Consider the following 16,014-nt stretch of genomic DNA (forward strand, 5'->3'; position numbering starts at 1 on the left):
GGCGGTCCCTGGGAGCGGTACGACCCCTGGGCCGTGCCGCCCGGTGCGGGCGCGCCGGCGCCGGAGAAGGGGCGCAGGCGTGGGCGCGGGCGGATCGTCGTGGGCGCCGTCGTGCTGGCCCTGGTGGCGGGCGGCGCGGGCGGCGTCGTCGGCGCGTACATCGAGCGCGACGGCGGCGTCGGTGACGTGCGGCTGCCGCAGGTCTCCGGCGAGCAGACCGGCCGCGCCCCGGACAGCGTGGCGGGCATCGCCCGGACCGCGCTGCCCGGCGTCGTCACGCTGCACGTGCGCGGCGGCGGCGAGGAAGGCACCGGCACCGGCTTCGTACTGGACCGCCGGGGCCATCTCCTGACGAACAACCACGTCGTCGAGGCGGGCGGCGCGGACGGCGAGATCTCCGTCACGTTCAGCGGCGGCTCCACCGCCACCGGCCGGGTCGTGGGCCGGGACAGCGGCTACGACCTCGCCGTCGTCAAGGTCGACGGCGTGAGCGACCTCAAGCCGCTCACCCTCGGCAACTCCGACGACGTGCGCGTCGGCGACCCCGTCGTGGCCATAGGCGCCCCCTTCGACCTCGCCAACACCGTCACCGCCGGCATCATCAGCGCCAAGCAGCGCCCGATCACCGCGGGCGGCGAGAGCGACGGCGGCGACGTCAGCTACGTCGACGCGCTGCAGACCGACGCGCCGATCAACCCGGGCAACTCCGGCGGCCCGCTGGTCGACGGCCAGGCGCACGTCATCGGCATCAACAGCGCCATCCGCGCGGCCGGCAGCGGCGACAGCCTCGGCGCCGAGCAGGGCGGCAGCATAGGGCTGGGCTTCGCGATACCGATCAACCAGGGCAAACGCGTCGCCGAAGAGCTGATCAACACCGGCCGGGCGACGCATCCGGTGATCGGCGTGACGCTGGACATGGGGTACTCGGGGGACGGCGCCCGGGTCAGCGCGAAGGGCCGGGGCGGCGGCGCGGCGGTCACGCCCGGCGGGCCGGGCGCGCGGGCCGGCATCAGGCCGGGCGACCTGATCACGGAGGTGGACGGCGGTCCCGTCCACAGCGGCGAGGAGCTGATCGTCAAGATCCGCAGCCACCGCCCCGGGGACCGGCTGAAGCTCACGGTCGAGCGGGACGGCCGTCCGCGCACGGTCGCGATCACCCTCGGCTCGTCCACCGACCAGAGCTGACCGGCGCCGACCAGGGCTGACCGGCACCGATCCGGGCTGAGCAGTATCCGACCGTCACCGATCAGAGCGGACCGGTACCCGACCCCCGCCGGCACTCCAGGTGTCTCGATCGTTTGCACGGTGTTGGGGCGGGTGACTCCCGCTGGACGACCGGGGCCAGGTACCGTGATAGTCGGCCTGGCCGGAAGGCCGTCAGGATAGGCCGCGGACGGATCAAGGAGCTGCCAGGTGTTCTTCGACATAGGACCCCTCGAGCTGGTCGCGCTCGTGATCCTCGCGGTACTGATCTTCGGCCCGGACAAGCTGCCGAAGGTGATCCAGGACGTGACGGGATTCATCCGTAAGGTGCGGCAGTTCTCCGACAGCGCCAAGGAAGACATCCGTTCGGAGCTGGGCCCCGAATTCAAGGACTTCGAGTTCGACGATCTGAACCCGAAGAACTTCGTACGCAAGCACGTCCTGGAGAAGGACGAGTACGGCCTCCAGGACCTCCGCAACGGCTTCGACATGAAGCAGGAGATGGCCGAGGTCACGGAGGCCGTCCGGGGCAACGGCAGCGGCTCCGGCGGCGGCGTCCGGCACAGCCTCACCAAGGACACCCCGGCCGCCGCGAGCGGCACGTCCGACCGGCTGACCAAGCGCGAGACCCCCGCCGCCCAGGAGCGTCCGCCTTTCGACGCCGACGCCACCTGATACGTCCGTATGTCCGGCTGTGTTGACGCGTATGGCTATGCTCCCCGTGTCCGGGGTGAGGTCGCCTGAGGGGGGCGGGCCGCCCACGACGCAGGGCAACGAGGAGGCTCCGCGCAGATGGAGACGAAGAGTCCGGCCGGCGCACACCCGGTGTCCGTTGACACCGGGGAGAAGGTCGACGGCTATCTGATGGCCGATTTCCCGTGGTACGGCCTGGACGAGGCGTTCACGGGCCCGCGCCGGCTGATGCACGCCGGCGTCACCCCCCAAGGCACGGTCGAGCACGGTTCGCTCGCGCACGGCGAGGAGCCCACCATTCGGGTGGAGACCGTGCCGGACGCCGACCGCTTCACCGTCGTGGTCACCGTTCCCTGCCGCCCCGTACGGCGCAGCGCGGACGGCACGGGCGTCCTGGAAGCCACCTCGGTCTCCTCGGCCGCCTGGCTGGCCGGCTCGGGCCTGCTGAACTGCACCTGGCCGGTGCAGATGGAGCGGGCGCTGCGGCAGGACTGGCTGGACCAGCAGACCATGCTCGCGTGGGAGCTGGCGGACGACCTGACCGGCGAGGCGTGGAGCGAGCTGACGCTCCCGGTGGACGGCGTGCCGACGCCGTTCCACTACCGCGAGTCGGAGTACGGCTGGGTGCTCGCGGGCTCGGCGGGCGACGGCCCGGACGGCGCGCACATCGGCGCGTACGGCCGCGGCATGAGCGCCTACGGCCTGGGCTTCGCGGTCGTCAAGGACATCAAGACGTACGAGGGCTGAGCCGCGAAGGGGCGGACCGCTCGGCGGCCCGCCCCTCGTACGGCCCGGGAACGGCCCCGGTACCGCTCAGAACTTGTTGCGCGGGGTGATCCCCAGGGACATGCCCGACAGGCCGCGCTGGCGGCCGCCCAGCTTGCCGGCGATCGCGCGGATCGCCGCGCCCGCGCCGGAGTCCGGGTCGGTGAGCACGACCGGCCGGCCCTCGTCGCCGCCCTCGCGCAGCCGTACGTCGATCGGGATGGAGCCGAGCACCGGCACCTGCGTACCGGTCGTCTTCGTGAGGCCCTCGGCGACCTGCTCGCCGCCGCCCGTGCCGAAGACGTCGACGATCTCGCCGCTGGGCAGCTCCAGGCCCGCCATGTTCTCGACCACACCGACGATCTTCTGGTGGGTCTGTACGGCGATGGAGCCGGCCCGCTCGGCGACCTCGGCGGCGGCCTGCTGAGGGGTCGTCACGACGAGGATCTCGGCGTTCGGCACCAGCTGGGCCACGGAGATCGCGATGTCGCCCGTGCCCGGGGGCAGGTCGAGCAGCAGGACGTCCAGGTCGCCCCAGTACACGTCCGCGAGGAACTGCTGGAGCGCGCGGTGCAGCATCGGGCCGCGCCAGACGACCGGCGCGTTGCCCGGGGTGAACATGCCGATCGAGATGACCTTCACGCCGTTCGCGGCCGGCGGCATGATCATGTTCTCGACCTGGGTGGGACGGCCCTCGGCACCCAGCATGCGCGGCACGGAGTGGCCGTAGATGTCCGCGTCCACGACGCCGACCTTCAGGCCGTCGGCCGCCATCGCCGCGGCGAGGTTCACCGTCACCGAGGACTTGCCGACGCCGCCCTTGCCGGAGGCCACCGCGTAGACCCGGGTCAGCGAGCCGGGCTGGGCGAACGGGACCTCGCGCTCGGCGGTGCCGCCGCGCAGTGCCGTGGCCAGCTCCTTGCGCTGCTCGTCGCTCATCACGTCCAGCTCGACGGCGACGCTGGTGACGCCCTCGACCCCGGCGACCGCGTCGCGCACATTGCTGGTGATCGTCTCGCGCATCGGGCAGCCGGAGACGGTGAGGTAGACGACGACCGAGACCGCGCCATCGGCCGCGATGTCCACCGATTTGACCATCCCCAGCTCGGTGATGGGGCGGTGGATCTCGGGGTCGTTCACCGTCGCGAGCGCATCGCGGATCGCGTCCTCGCTCGGAGCGGCCGTCGTGGGCGTGTCGGTAGCCATGTACTGCATGGTACGGCTCAGTAGGCCGCCTCCGGAAAGGGCCGGGCACGGTCGTGTTCGTCACTCTCGGTGGCGGCGCGCCGACGGCCGTGTCTCGTGCTGGCCTTCCTCGTACCGCCGTTCCTCCAGCTCCTTGAACCGCTCCTCCAGCTCCGAGCGGATCCAGTCGCGGGTGGCCACCTCGCCGAGGCCGAGGCGGAGCGCCGCGATCTCGCGGGTCAGGTACTCGGTGTCGGCGATCGACCGCTCGTTCTGCTTGCGGTCCTGCTCGTGGGTGACCCGGTCCCGGTCGTCCTGCCGGTTCTGCGCGAGCAGGATGAGCGGCGCGGCGTACGACGCCTGCAGCGACAGGGCCAGGGTCAGGAAGATGAAGGGGTACTCGTCGAAGCGCAGCGGCGCGGGTGCCGAGACGTTCCAGGTGACCCACACGATGATCAGGACGGTCATCCAGACGATGAACCGGCCGGTGCCCAGGAAGCGCGCGATCTTCTCCGACAGCCGCCCGAACGCCTCCGGGTCGTACTCCGGCAGCAGGCTACGGCGCGGCGCGCGGGGCATGTCCAGCCGCACCCGCGTGCGCTCTCCGGTGACCGCCGCGGCCCGCGCCCGCTCCTTCGCGCTCTCGCGCTCCTCAACGCCCATGTGCGCCCCCGGCAGCCCCCGCGGCGCTGCTGCCCTGAGCGCCGCCCGCGTGCCCGTTCACGCGGTCGCCGCCGCCCTCGGCCATGCGCGCGCCGGGGTCCACTCCGGGCGCGCCGTGCAGGTCCGTCTCGCGCCAGTCCTCGGGCAGCAGATGGTCCAGTACGTCGTCCACGGTCACCGCGCCCAGCAGCGACCCGCTCTCGTCCACGACGGGCGCGGCGACCATGTTGTACGTGGCGAGGTAGCTGGTCACGGCGGGCAGCGGGGTGTCCGGCGGCAGCGGCGGCAGATCGCTCTCCACGATGGCGCCGACGAGGGTGAAGGGCGGGTCGCGCAGCAGCCGCTGGAAGTGGACCACGCCGAGGTACTTGCCGGTCGGCGTCTGGTCCGGCGGCCGGCAGACGTACACCTGGGCGGCGAGCGCGGGGGACAGGTCGGGGTCGCGCACCCGCGCGAGCGCGTCGGCGACCGTGGCGTCGGGGCCCAGCACGATCGGCTCGGTGGTCATCAGGCCGCCCGCGGTCCGCTCCTCGTACGACATCAGGCGCCGTACGTCGGCCGCGTCACCCGGCTTCATCAGCGTCAGCAGCCGCTCCTTCTCGTCCTCGGGGAGCTCGGAGAGCAGGTCGGCGGCGTCGTCGGGGTCCATCGCCTCCAGGACGTCGGCGGCCCGCTCGTCCTGCAGCTTGCCGAGGATCTCGATCTGGTCGTCCTCCGGCAGCTCCTCCAGGACGTCGGCGAGCCGGTCGTCGTCCAGCGCGGCGGCCACCTCGGCGCGCCGCTTCGGGTTGAGGTGGTGCAGGACGCTCGCCAGGTCGGCGGGGTGCAGCTGCTCGAAGGTGGCGAGCAGGCTCTCGGCGCCCTGCCCGTGCTCCTCAAGAGAGAACCCGGTGACCTGGGACCACTCCAGGGTCAACGTTTCTCCGCGGCGCCTGAGCGTCCCGCCCTTCCCCTTCCGTACGAAGACCTTGTCGATCTCCCAGTCGCGGCGGGCCGGCAGCTGGGTGATGCCGATGTCCAGGACGGTGACCTCTTCACCGGTCTCCACGATGCGCACCCGGCGGTCCAGCAGCTCACCGAGGACGAGGGTCTCGGAGGCGCGCTGCTCGAAGCGCCGCATGTTGACCACGCCGGTCGTGATCACCTGGCCGGACTCCACGCCCGTCACCCGCGTCATCGGCAGGAAAATCCGGCGCCGGCTGATCACCTCGACGACCAGTCCCAGCAGCCGCGGCGGCCGGCCGCCCACCCGCAACATGGCCACCAGGTCCCGCACCCGGCCGACCTGGTCGCCGTTGGGGTCGAAGACGGCGATGCCGGAGAGGTGCGAGACGAAGACCCGGGGGGTGACCACCGCCATGCCGCGCGCCTCCGCTCCTTCTCCTCCGGCTCCCGGCGGACCGGGGCCGCCCGACTCCCGATAAAACGGCTGAAATCGCGCTTCGGCCGGACTTCAGGCTAACGCGCTCACCGGGCGGGTGCCCCGACAGGCACCACCGTACGGCTGTCCCCTTCCTCGCCCCGGCCCTCCGCGTCGGAAGGTGTGCGGGGCACCGGTACGCTGCCGTACGCCGTCGAGGCCACCGCGACCGACCCAGTGCACCAGGAGGCAGGCAGCCGTGACCGCTATTTCGCCAGGTTCGCCAGGAACGAGCCGCCGGTACCGTACCGCCCGCCGCCGCGCGGGCCGGGGGACGGCCGTCGCGGCGGTGTGCACGGGCCTGGCCCTGGTACTGGCGGCCTGCGGCGGCTCCACGGAGGACCCGGACGCGGGCACCAACGGCGTCGGCAAGCTGACCCCCGCCAAGATCCGGAAGAAGACCTTGGCCGCCGCCTCGGGCGCGGGGAGCGTGCACGTCTCCGGCAAGCTCGTCAGCGGCCGCAGCACGTACGAACTGGACATGCAGCTGGCCCAGAACGGCGGCAAGGGCACGGTCAGCACGAAGGACACCACCTTCTCCCTGCTGCGCATCGACCGGTCCCTGTGGGTGAAGGCCGACGCCGACTTCTGGGCGCACCAGAAGGGCTCCTCGCCGAGCAAGTCCGATACCGCGGCCGCCGCCAAGCTGGACGGCAAGTACGTGAAGGTGCCCTACGAGGACCGCACCTACCGGCAGTTCAGCGGCTTCACCGAGAAGGAGCCGCTGCTGGACACGCTGCTCACGCTGCACGGCGGCCTCTCCCGCGGCGCGCACGGCAGCCTGGAGGGGACCCGCACGATCCGCGTCGAGGCCGCGCGGGGCAACGGGGGCACGCTGGACGTCTCCCTGGAGGGCGAGCCCTACCCGCTGCGGCTGCAGCGGGCCGGCGGCGCGGGCGTCGTCACGTTCGAGGACTGGGGCGAGCACATCGAGCTGGAGCGCCCGGACGACGACAAGGTCGTGGACTACGGGGAGAACCTCGGCAGCGGGAACTGAGCGGGCCCGGCCGGCATGACGGAAGCGGCGCTCAGCCGCGCCGCTTCTTGCACAGCGCTCGGCCGCGCCGCTTCCTGTACAGCGCTCAGCCGCGCCGCTTCCGGCGCAGCAGCTTCGGCAGCGCCGCGGGGATCGGCTCGCGGGTCGTGGCGTCGGTCGGCAGCGGACGGGCCGCCTGCGCGTCAGCGCCGAAGTCCGTACGGGCCGTGGGCGCCCCGTCCCCGGTGAGCGGGGCCAGCCGCAGCACCCGGCACTCGCGGGCCCAGCGCTCCGGCATGGTGTCCGCGTCCGGCGCGTTCAGCCGCTTGCCCTTCAGCTCGCCGACGGCGGCCTCCCAGGGCTCGCTGTGCGGCGCGGCCTCGGTGACCCGGGCCGTCCAGGCGACCAGCCGGCCGCCCTTGTCCTTGCTGCGGACGGTGACGGTGGCGGTGCCGCCGTCGGTGAGGCCGAGGTCCGCGAGCGGCTGTTCCAGGGGGCCGTCGCCGACCAGGCACGCGGCGCCGTCGTGCCAGACGTGCCACAGCGCGCGGGCCGGGCCCTCGGTCCCCTGGACCCAGATGAGGCCGGACTTCTTGGTGGCCTCCTCGATGAGGGCCTGGTCGAGCAGCGGCTGAGGCACGGTCTCCGTCATGCCCGCCAGCCTAGCCAGCCCTGCGCGCGGACCGTGCCGCCGCCCCGTCCCGTACCGATCGAGCGCTCGTGCCGCTGTGCGCGCCCCCGCCCGCTACAGCCAGCCGTTGCGCTTGAAGCCGCGGTGGATGCCGAAGCAGATGGCGACCGTGACGATCAGCACCGCCGGGTACCCGTACTTCCACTGCAGCTCGGGCATGTACTTGAAGTTCATGCCGTAGATGCCCGCGATCATCGTCGGCACGGCGAAGATCGCCGCCCACGATGTGATCTTGCGCATGTCCTCGTTCTGGGCCACCGTCGCCTGCGCGAGGTTGGCCTGGAGGATGGAGTTCAGCAGGTCGTCGAAGCCGACCACCTGCTCGTTGACGCGCGCCAGGTGGTCGGCGACGTCCCGGAAGTACTTCTGGATGTCGGAGTCGACCAGCCGCATCGGCCGCTCGCTCAGCTGCTGCATCGGCCGCAGCAGCGGCGAGACGGCCCGCTTGAACTCCAGCACCTCCCGCTTGAGCTGGTAGATCCGCCCGGCGTCGCCCTTGGACGCGGTGCCGCCCCGGCCCTGCGCCTTGCCGTTCGTACCGGAGCTGAAGACGTCGATCTCGACCTCGTCGATATCGTCCTGCACGGCGTCGGCGACCGCGATGTAACCGTCCACGACCTGGTCGGCGATGGCGTGCAGCACGGCCGAGGGGCCCTTCCCGAGCAGCTCGGGGTCGTCCTGGAGGCGGTGCCGCAGCGCGCGCAGCGAGCCCTGGCCGCCGTGCCGGACGGTCACGATGAAGTCCCGGCCGGTGAAGCACATCACCTCGCCGGTCTCCACGACCTCACTGGTGTCGGTCAGCTCGGCGTGGTCGACGTAGTGAATCGTCTTGAAGACGGTGAAGAGCGTGTCGTCGTACCGCTCCAGCTTGGGCCGCTGGTGGGCGTGGACCGCGTCCTCGACGGCCAGCGGGTGCAGCCCGAACTCCTTGGCGATACCGGCGAACTCGCGCTCGTTCGGCTCGTGCAGGCCGATCCAGGTGAAGCCGCCGTTCTCGTGGACGTCGGCGATCGCCTCGGAGGGGCTGACGTGGCCGCTGACGCGGCGTCCGTCGCGGTAGACGCCGCAGTCGACAATGGCGCTGTTGGTCGTGGCGGCGCGGGTGGTGTCGTACTCGTACGGGGAGTCGCCGCGACGCCGGGAGGGGCGGACGGCGGCGCGCAGGTCGCGGATCATCGACATGGCGGGCTCCTTCACGGGCCGGCCGTCAGCCGTGGGCGCGGGGCGTAGCGCAACCCGGAACGTGGACGTACGCGGCATCGTCGGCCGTACGTCCGCAAAGCGGGCGGCGCTCCGTGCGGTGGTGCTGACGGCAGTTCGCAGTGCGGAAAGAACAGAGGAAACCGAGGTTCGGCGTTCTTCCGTCAGGTGCTGCCGGTGCGAAGGGACTTCACGTGTTTCGCCGTGGCACGGCGGGGTACGGAAGCTCTCGGAATCAGGAGAGTCGCATCATCAGCGGGAGGACGGGAGAACTGCCGGTACTGCACGGTCGACTAGGATCCATGCCAGTCCCACCTCCTCCGGCCGGTCCCTGCTGGGGGACGACGTCTTTCGCTGACCAGATGGCCAGGCTATCAGTCGCCTGAACCGTTACGGCCCCGCTCCGCCGCCGCTTTGCCTGTTCCATACCGGGCGTCCGGCCGGGCCTATGCTCACCGCATGTCTGACGTTCTTGAGCTGGTCGAGGCCCGGCTGCTGATGGCCCTGGGGAAGCCGGACGCGCGCGCGGCGGTGACGTTCCTCGGTACGGACCGCATCGAAGTACTGCGCTACGCCGACGCCGAGCTGGTGCGATACGTCACCCTCGGCATGTCGGCGAACCCGATGACCGACCCCTCCGCGGTGCTCGCGGACCCTCTGCGCGGTCCTCGTGCGGAGCTGGTCCTCACGGTCCGGAACGGCCGCGCCGACACCGACAAGGTGCTCAGGTCCCTCGCCGTACTGGCCGCGTCCCCGCAGGTCGAGGGCGTCATCGTGGCCCCGGGCGCGTCCCTGGACGTGGGCGAGCCGCTGTGGCCGGGCGCTCCCTTCACCTCTGTGCTGGTCACCGAGGGCGGGGGGCTGGTGGAGGACCTGGAGCTCGACGCCCCCATGGATCCGGTGCGCTTCCTTCCGCTGCTCCCGATGACGCCGAACGAGGCGGCCTGGAAGCGGGTGCACGGCGCGGCCGCCCTGGAGGAGCGCTGGCTCCAGCACGGCACCGACCTGCGGGACCCGCTGCGGAGCGGCGTACCTCTGGACTGACGCACCGAGATCGAAACGTCACCGTATGAAGATGGCGTGAATCGAGTGGCTGATTGGCCTGAAGTTGTTCGGTCCGGCCTTGTCGCGTGCGCGGCGACAGAAGGCGCGGCGCAGCGCGGCCCCGGACGGGTGATCGTCCTTGACGCGCGGGCGGCCCTGGAGGACCGTTGAGCCTTATGAGGGGCGAACCCAGTTGCCCGAAGTGCGGTGGCCGGGTGCGGGCGCCCGGTCTCTTTGCCGACTCCTGGCAGTGCGACGTGCACGGCACAGTGCACCCGCTCCAGCCGGTCGTGCCGCCGAGCGTCGAAGCGCTGGCCGTCGTCGTCAACCGTGCGCGCGTTCCTGTGTGGATGCCGTGGCCGCTGCCGGTGGGCTGGCTGTTCACCGGTGTGGCCTGCGCGGGGGACGACCGCAGCGGCGGCCGGGCCACGGCGGTGGCCTGCTCGGGACCCGGACCGCTGGGCGGGCCGGGCGAGCTGGTGCTGGTCGCCGAGGAGCTGGGCGTCGGTCTCGGCGCGCGGTATGCGGGCATCGACGGCCCGGACCCGGGCCCACGCATGAAGGTCGATCGGTCGCCGCACGCCAAGGTACTGGCCGCCGGCCGGCCGACCCCGTTGTGGCACGTCGAGGGCGTCCCCGAGGACCGCGCGGTCTTCGCGGGCGAGGCGCGCGGGCTGTGGCTGTGGGCGGTCGTCTGGCCCGAGCAGTCGGGGCTGCTGTTGTACGACGAGCTGGTCCTGACCGACCTGCGGGACGCGGGCGCCGAGGTCGACCTGCTGCCGTGCGGGGCGCTGTCGCCGCGCATCCTGTCCTGATAGCCGCGTCCGTACTGCTCCTGAGAGCCGTGCCCGTACTGCGCTGACGCGCGTGCCGGAGCGGTGGCACGGACGGCGAGCCGGTGATCGCCCGGCCACCGGTTACCCTTTGGGGCGTCCCCTGTTGTCCGGCGCCCTGTCCGGCCGTTGCCCGGTCCGCCGTCCCGTCCGTGTCTGGAGTCCGCGTCGTGCGTATCGACCTGCACACCCACTCCACCGCGTCCGACGGCACGGACACCCCCGCCGAACTGGTACGCAACGCCGCCGAGGCCGGTCTGGACGTCGTCGCGCTCACCGATCACGACACCGTCGGCGGACACGCCGCGGCCAAGGCCGCGCTGCCGCCCGGCCTCACGCTCGTGACCGGCGCCGAGCTGTCCTGCCGGCTGCCCGCGCGCGACGGCAGCGGCGACGGCATCAGCCTGCACATGCTGGCGTACCTCTTCGACCCCGAGGAGCCGGAGCTCGCCCGCGAGCGGGAGCTGGTGCGCGACGACCGCGTGCCGCGTGCCCGCGGCATGGTCGCCAAGCTCCAGGAGCTCGGCGTGCCCGTGACCTGGGAGCAGGTGGCGCGGATCGCCGGGGACGGCGCTGTCGGGCGGCCGCACATCGCCACCGCGATGGTCGAGCTGGGCGTCGTGCCGACCGTCTCCGACGCCTTCACCCCCGAGTGGCTGGCCAACGACGGCCGGGCGTACGTCGAGAAGCACGAGCTGGACCCGTTCGACGCGGTCCGGCTGGTCAAGGCCGCGGGCGGGGTCACCGTCTTCGCGCACCCGCTGGCCCTCAAGCGCGGCGTGTGCGTCCCCGAGAGCGCGATAGCCGAGCTGGCCGCCGCCGGCCTGGACGGCATCGAGGTCGACCACATGGACCACGACGCGCCGACCCGGGACCGGCTGCGCGGCATCGCCGCCGACCTCGGCGTGCTCACCACCGGCTCCAGCGACTACCACGGCAGCCGCAAGACCTGCCGGCTCGGCGAGTACACCACCGACCCCGAGATCTACGGGGAGATCGTGCGCCGCGCGACCGGCGCGTTCCCCGTCCCGGGCGCCGGCGGCTGATCCGGGCCGCCCGGCCCCGCACCTCTCCGCCCCAGCGGCTCTCCGGCGCCCCGCGCCGTCTTCCTCCTCCGTACGCGCGCGCCCTGATGCGCGTACGTCCGTACCACCTCTGGCAAGGCCATCACTGTGCTCGACCTCGCTGTCTTCGGATCCCTCTTTCTCACGCTTTTCGTGATTATGGACCCGCCTGGAATCACCCCGATCTTCCTCGCCCTGACCTCCGGCCGTCCGGCCAAGGTGCAGCGCCGGATGGCCTGGCAGGCGGCGGCCGTCGCGTTCGGCGTCATCGCCGTCTTCGGCCTCTGCGGCCGGCAGATCCTGGCGTATCTGCACATCTCCACGCCCGCGCTGATGATCGCGGGCGGGCTGCTGCTCCTGCTCGTCGCGCTCGACCTGCTGACCGGCAAGACCGAGGAGCCGACGCAGACCAAGGACGTCAACGCGGCGCTCGTGCCGCTGGGCATGCCGCTGCTGGCCGGGCCCGGCGCGATCGTGTCGGTGATCCTCGCCGTGCAGCACGCGCAGGGGCTCTCCGGTCAGATCTCGGTCTGGGCGGCGATCGCCGCGATCCACGTGGTGCTGTGGCTGGTGATGCGCTTCTCGCTGGTGATCATCCGGGTGATCAAGGACGGCGGGGTGGTGCTCGTCACTCGGCTGGCCGGCATGATGCTCTCCGCGCTGGCCGTCCAGCAGATCATCAACGGCGTGACCCAGGTGGTCGGCGCCGCCTGAGCCCGGGAGAAACACGCCGCCCCCGTACGGATCGTCCGTACGGGGGCGCAGCTGTCGGCGGGCCGGTGGTCCGGCGGGCCGGGAAGCCGGGGGCCGCGTTACGAAGCGGCCGCCGCGGAATCGGCGGGGCGGATGTAGATGCGCTGGCCGATTGCTGCGGCCTGCTGCACGATCCGGTTGACGGAGGCGGCGTCCACGACGGTGCTGTCCACGGCGGTGCCGTTGACATCGTCAAGGTGCATGATCTCGAAGCGCATAAAGGGCTTCTCCCTTCGTCTGATCCTCCTGAGGAGAACTGCTCGAACGGCACGAGTGCCTGTCATCGGTGTCAGGCGTGCCATAGGGGACAACGATGTGCCCTGAGCAATAATTCCCTACGCTAAAGAAAACTTTCGCCAGTCTAATTACTCCAGAGTAAGTACGGTCGGCGGCCGGTTGTGTCTCCCCCGTCCGCGCCAGGAGAATCGGACCGGTATGAACGACGACCTCCGGCCCGCGGGCCCCACCGACCTCACCGCTGTCGTGGCGGGCATCGAGCGCACCAACGAGCTGCTCAACCGCGTCCTGGCCGAGGTCGCCACCACTCCCTCGACGCACGCGGTCTTCGTCGACGCCGGCTATCTCTACGCCGCGGCCGGCCGGCTGGTCACCGGTACGGAGGACCGCCGCTCCTTCGACCTCGACGCCGAGGGGATCATCGACGCGTTCATCGAGATGGCCCGCACGGTCTTCCCCGACAGCCGGCTGCTGCGGGTGTACTGGTACGACGGAGCGCGGCGCCGCATCCACACCCTGGAGCAGCAGTCCATCGCCGAGCTCCCCGACGTCAAGGTCCGTCTCGGTAACCTCAACGCCAACAATCAGCAGAAGGGTGTCGATTCCCTGATCCGCTCCGACCTGGAGTCGCTCGCCCGGCACCGCGCCATCAGCGACGCGGTGCTCATCGGCGGCGACGAGGACCTGGTCTCGGCCGTCGAGGCGGCGCAGGGGTACGGGGCGCGGGTGCACCTGTGGGGCATCGACGCCGGCGACGGGCGCAACCAGGCCGAGCCGCTGCTCTGGGAGGTCGACAGCCAGCGCACCTTCGACCTGGAGTTCTGCAAGCCGTACGTCACCGAGCGCACGGCCCACGACGGCGGCCCCGCGGGCACGGCCGACGACGGCCCGGCACCCAGCCGCGAGGACGTCCGCTTCGTCGGCGCGCAGGTCGCCGCCCAGTGGCTGGCCTCGCGCGGCCGGGACTGGACGGCCGACCTGCTGCCCGGCCACCCGTACCTCCCGGGCGCCGTCGACCAGGACCTGCTGACCACCGCCGAGGGCCTGCTGCGCCACTCCCTGCGCCCGTACGCGGACCTGCGGCGGGTGCTGCGGGACGGCTTCTGGGAGCACGTACGGGCGCAGTTCTGAGCCCGCACGCTGCCCGGAGCGTCAGTGCGCCACATACTCCGCGAGGCGCGCGAAGAAGTCGGTCCAGCCCGCCTTGGCCTGCGCGTACTGCTCGGCGGACAGCGTGCCACCGGTCTGCTGGAAGTCCATCTCGGTCTTGTCGCCGAGGCCGTTGAGCGTGACCGCGACCAGCTCGCCGTCGGCGTCCTCCGGCGCCGAGGCGTCCTTCAGGGTGAAGACCAGCCGCTCGGGCGGCACGATCTCCCGGTAGACGCCGCCGAACGGCAGCTCGCCGCCGTCCTGGGTGCGCACGACCAGGTGCCACGCGCCGCCCGGCCGGACGTCCATCGTCACCCCCTCGACGGGGACCTCCAGCTCGCCCCCGTACCAGTACGCGAAGGCTTCCGGCGTCGTCCACGCCCGGAACACCCGGTCCCGCGGGGCATCGAAGAGGCGAATGATCGAAATGCCGTTGTCGTCCGTCATGGGTAGATGGTCACCCGGACGGGCGCGACCGGCTTCCCGGAGTGGCCGGAGGAGTACCGTTCCGGCCATTCCGGGAGGGGCGCGACGGAGGGGCGCCGCTACCGGCCGTCCGCCTCGTCCCAGAAGGAGACCAGGGCCGCCGCCGTCTCCTCGGGCCGGTCGACATTGGGGGAGTGCTCGGCGCCCGCCACGACGGTGCGGCGCGCGCCGAGCCGCTCGGCCATCTCGTCCAGCTGCGGCACCGGCCAGGCGTAGTCGACGGCGCCGGACAGCACGTGCTTGGGCAGCGGTACGGCGGCCAGCGCGGCCACCCGGTCGGGCTCGCCCGCTATCTGCCGGGCGGTGCCGATCAGCTGCTCCGGTACGGTGCCCAGCCAGCGCCGGTGCAGGAACTCGGCGACCTCGGGCGGGGTGGTGTCGCCCGCCGCCTCCGGCGGGTCCAGATCCCGCATCGCCTGCCAGACGGCCTCCATCGTCAGCGTCGTCAGCGCGTCGATGAGCATCTTGGCGCGGGCCTGCTGCTCGGGGGCGACCGCCGCCGGCCCCGAACTCATCAGCGTCAGCGAGCGGTACGGCGAGGCATCCTCCAGCACCGCGGCCCGCGCCAGCAGCCCGCCGAGCGAGTGCCCCAGCAGATGTACCGGTCCGGCGTCGAGCGCGGCGGCCTGTGCGGCGATGTCCCGCGCCAACTCGCCCTGGGTGTACGCCTGTTCCTCGCGCGGCCCGGGCGACTCGTGCTGGCCTCTGCCGTCCACGGCCACGGCGCGGTACCCGGCCGCCGCCAGAGGCGCGAGCAGCGGGAGGAAGTCCTCCTTGCTGCCGGTGAAGCCCGGTACCAGCAGGGCGGTGCCGCGCACGGGACCGTCGGGACGCGCGTCGTGCACCGCGAACTCACCCCGCCCGGTGGCGAGTCGGTACGCACGGGCACATGCGGGGAGATCGAGGAACGGGGGCCTACTCATGGATCAGAGGCTATCCGGGACGGATGTCCGGCGGGTGCCGGAGAGATGACGTCCGCCTGCCCTGCCATACGGCGTACGACGTAGAGCGTACGGCCATCGGGCGTACGGCAGCGGACGCTGTCCGCACGGCTGCCCGTCCGCACGACGACGGCCCCGCACCGCCTGAGCGGTACGGGGCCGTCGATGGCCTGCGGGATCAGCCCTCGGGCGTGGCCTCGGCCGCTGCGGCCGTCTTCTTGGCCGCGGTCTTGCGGGTCCGGCGCGGCTTGGCGGGCGCCTCGGTGGCGTCGGCGGTCGCGTCCGTGCCCTCGGCGGCCTCGGCCTTCTTGGCGGCCGTCTTGCGCGTGCGGCGGGGCTTGGCCGGGGCCTCGTCCGCCGTAGCGGTGGCCTCGGTGCCTTCCGCGGCGTCCACCGCGGCCTCGGCCTTCTTGGCCGCGGTCTTGCGGGTGCGGCGCGGCTTGGCGGGCGCCTCGGTGGCCTCAGCGGTCGCGTCCGTGCCCTCGGCGGCGTCGACGGCGGCCTCGGCCTTCTTGGCGGCCGTCTTGCGGGTCCGGCGCGGCTTGGCCGGGGCCTCGGTGGCCTCGGCCGTCACCTCGGTGCCCTCGGCGGTGTCCACCGCGGCCTCCGCCTTCTTGGCGGCGGCCTTGCGCGTACGGCGCGGCTTGGCGGCCGGCGCGTCGGCGGCGGGCTCCTCGGGGGCGCTCTCCGTGACGGTGGCCTTGGCGGCGG

Annotated in this window: 17 protein-coding genes and 1 pseudogene; 9 read left to right on the plus strand and 9 right to left on the minus strand. The window is 72.4% G+C overall.

Annotation, left to right across the window (positions count from 1 at the left end; translation table 11 throughout):
* From CCS38_RS08270 to CCS38_RS08280, 3 genes are all read left to right on the plus strand, one after another.
* On the plus strand, positions 1–1,185 hold a 1,185-nt coding region (locus CCS38_RS08270; RefSeq protein ID WP_223732541.1), incomplete at its 5' end, for a S1C family serine protease.
* Between the two features lie 228 nt (positions 1,186–1,413).
* A complete protein-coding gene (locus CCS38_RS08275) occupies positions 1,414–1,878 on the plus strand; it encodes a sec-independent translocase (protein ID WP_223732542.1) in 465 nt (154 codons plus the stop codon).
* Between the two features lie 117 nt (positions 1,879–1,995).
* Positions 1,996–2,643, plus strand: coding sequence for a hypothetical protein (locus CCS38_RS08280; RefSeq protein ID WP_030264109.1), 648 nt, complete (start codon positions 1,996–1,998; stop codon positions 2,641–2,643).
* Between the two features lie 66 nt (positions 2,644–2,709).
* Here CCS38_RS08280 and CCS38_RS08285 read toward each other — a convergent pair whose 3' ends face one another.
* Genes CCS38_RS08285 through CCS38_RS08295 form a run of 3 tightly spaced genes read right to left on the minus strand, consistent with a single transcriptional unit; the run spans position 2,710 to position 5,869 of the window.
* Positions 2,710–3,867, minus strand: coding sequence for an Mrp/NBP35 family ATP-binding protein (locus CCS38_RS08285; RefSeq protein ID WP_223732543.1), 1,158 nt, complete (start codon positions 3,865–3,867; stop codon positions 2,710–2,712).
* A 60-nt stretch (positions 3,868–3,927) separates the two neighbouring features.
* Entirely contained in the window at positions 3,928–4,509 is a 582-nt protein-coding gene (locus CCS38_RS08290; RefSeq protein ID WP_223732544.1) for a DUF1003 domain-containing protein, read from the minus strand.
* Positions 4,499–5,869, minus strand: a complete 1,371-nt coding sequence (locus CCS38_RS08295; RefSeq protein WP_223732545.1) for a magnesium transporter MgtE N-terminal domain-containing protein — start codon at positions 5,867–5,869, stop codon at positions 4,499–4,501. Before CCS38_RS08295 ends, CCS38_RS08290 begins: the two co-directional genes overlap by 11 nt.
* A 259-nt stretch (positions 5,870–6,128) precedes the next feature.
* Here CCS38_RS08295 and CCS38_RS08300 point away from each other — a divergent pair, with 259 nt between their 5' ends.
* Complete coding sequence (locus tag CCS38_RS08300) at positions 6,129–6,926, plus strand: hypothetical protein (RefSeq protein ID WP_223732546.1); 798 nt, start codon at positions 6,129–6,131, stop codon at positions 6,924–6,926.
* A gap of 85 nt (positions 6,927–7,011) precedes the next feature.
* On the opposite strand, the gene CCS38_RS08305 is transcribed toward CCS38_RS08300, so the two are convergent.
* On the minus strand, positions 7,012–7,557 hold the full coding sequence (locus CCS38_RS08305; RefSeq protein WP_223732547.1) for a hypothetical protein: 546 nt from the start codon (positions 7,555–7,557) through the stop codon (positions 7,012–7,014).
* A 93-nt stretch (positions 7,558–7,650) separates the two neighbouring features.
* Positions 7,651–8,778, minus strand: a complete 1,128-nt coding sequence (locus tag CCS38_RS08310; RefSeq protein ID WP_223732548.1) for a magnesium and cobalt transport protein CorA — start codon at positions 8,776–8,778, stop codon at positions 7,651–7,653.
* A gap of 477 nt (positions 8,779–9,255) precedes the next feature.
* Between CCS38_RS08310 and CCS38_RS08315 the strand changes: the two genes are divergently transcribed.
* The 4 genes from CCS38_RS08315 (at position 9,256) to CCS38_RS08330 (ending at position 12,451) form a co-directional block, all read left to right on the plus strand.
* Positions 9,256–9,840, plus strand: coding sequence for a suppressor of fused domain protein (locus tag CCS38_RS08315; protein ID WP_223732549.1), 585 nt, complete (start codon positions 9,256–9,258; stop codon positions 9,838–9,840).
* Positions 9,841–10,016: 176 nt separating this feature from the next.
* Positions 10,017–10,655, plus strand: coding sequence for a DUF6758 family protein (locus CCS38_RS08320; protein ID WP_223732550.1), 639 nt, complete (start codon positions 10,017–10,019; stop codon positions 10,653–10,655).
* Between the two features lie 188 nt (positions 10,656–10,843).
* A complete protein-coding gene (locus CCS38_RS08325; RefSeq protein ID WP_223732551.1) occupies positions 10,844–11,719 on the plus strand; it encodes a PHP domain-containing protein in 876 nt (291 codons plus the stop codon).
* Between the two features lie 126 nt (positions 11,720–11,845).
* Positions 11,846–12,451: a MarC family protein gene (locus CCS38_RS08330; protein ID WP_223732552.1), complete on the plus strand. Its 606-nt coding sequence runs from the start codon at positions 11,846–11,848 to the stop codon at positions 12,449–12,451.
* A 98-nt stretch (positions 12,452–12,549) separates the two neighbouring features.
* On the opposite strand, the gene CCS38_RS08335 is transcribed toward CCS38_RS08330, so the two are convergent.
* On the minus strand, positions 12,550–12,708 hold the full coding sequence (locus CCS38_RS08335) for a DUF8834 family protein (protein ID WP_169746159.1): 159 nt from the start codon (positions 12,706–12,708) through the stop codon (positions 12,550–12,552).
* Positions 12,709–12,925: 217 nt separating this feature from the next.
* Here CCS38_RS08335 and CCS38_RS08340 point away from each other — a divergent pair, with 217 nt between their 5' ends.
* Positions 12,926–13,858, plus strand: a complete 933-nt coding sequence (locus CCS38_RS08340) for an NYN domain-containing protein (RefSeq protein WP_223732553.1) — start codon at positions 12,926–12,928, stop codon at positions 13,856–13,858.
* A gap of 21 nt (positions 13,859–13,879) precedes the next feature.
* Here the strand turns inward: CCS38_RS08340 and CCS38_RS08345 are convergent, their stop codons facing one another.
* The 3 genes and pseudogenes from CCS38_RS08345 to CCS38_RS08355 all read right to left on the minus strand — a co-directional run.
* The gene (locus CCS38_RS08345; protein ID WP_223732554.1) at positions 13,880–14,323 is read right to left on the minus strand and encodes an SRPBCC family protein; all 444 of its coding nucleotides are present in this window, start codon (positions 14,321–14,323) and stop codon (positions 13,880–13,882) included.
* Positions 14,324–14,421: 98 nt separating this feature from the next.
* Entirely contained in the window at positions 14,422–15,285 is an 864-nt protein-coding gene (locus CCS38_RS08350; protein ID WP_223732555.1) for an alpha/beta fold hydrolase, read from the minus strand.
* Positions 15,286–15,481: 196 nt separating this feature from the next.
* Positions 15,482–16,014, minus strand: a pseudogene (locus CCS38_RS08355) (DEAD/DEAH box helicase); the annotation flags it as partial.

It is taken from the genome of Streptomyces purpurogeneiscleroticus (assembly GCF_020024005.1).
Lineage (GTDB): Bacteria > Actinomycetota > Actinomycetes > Streptomycetales > Streptomycetaceae > Streptomyces > Streptomyces purpurogeneiscleroticus.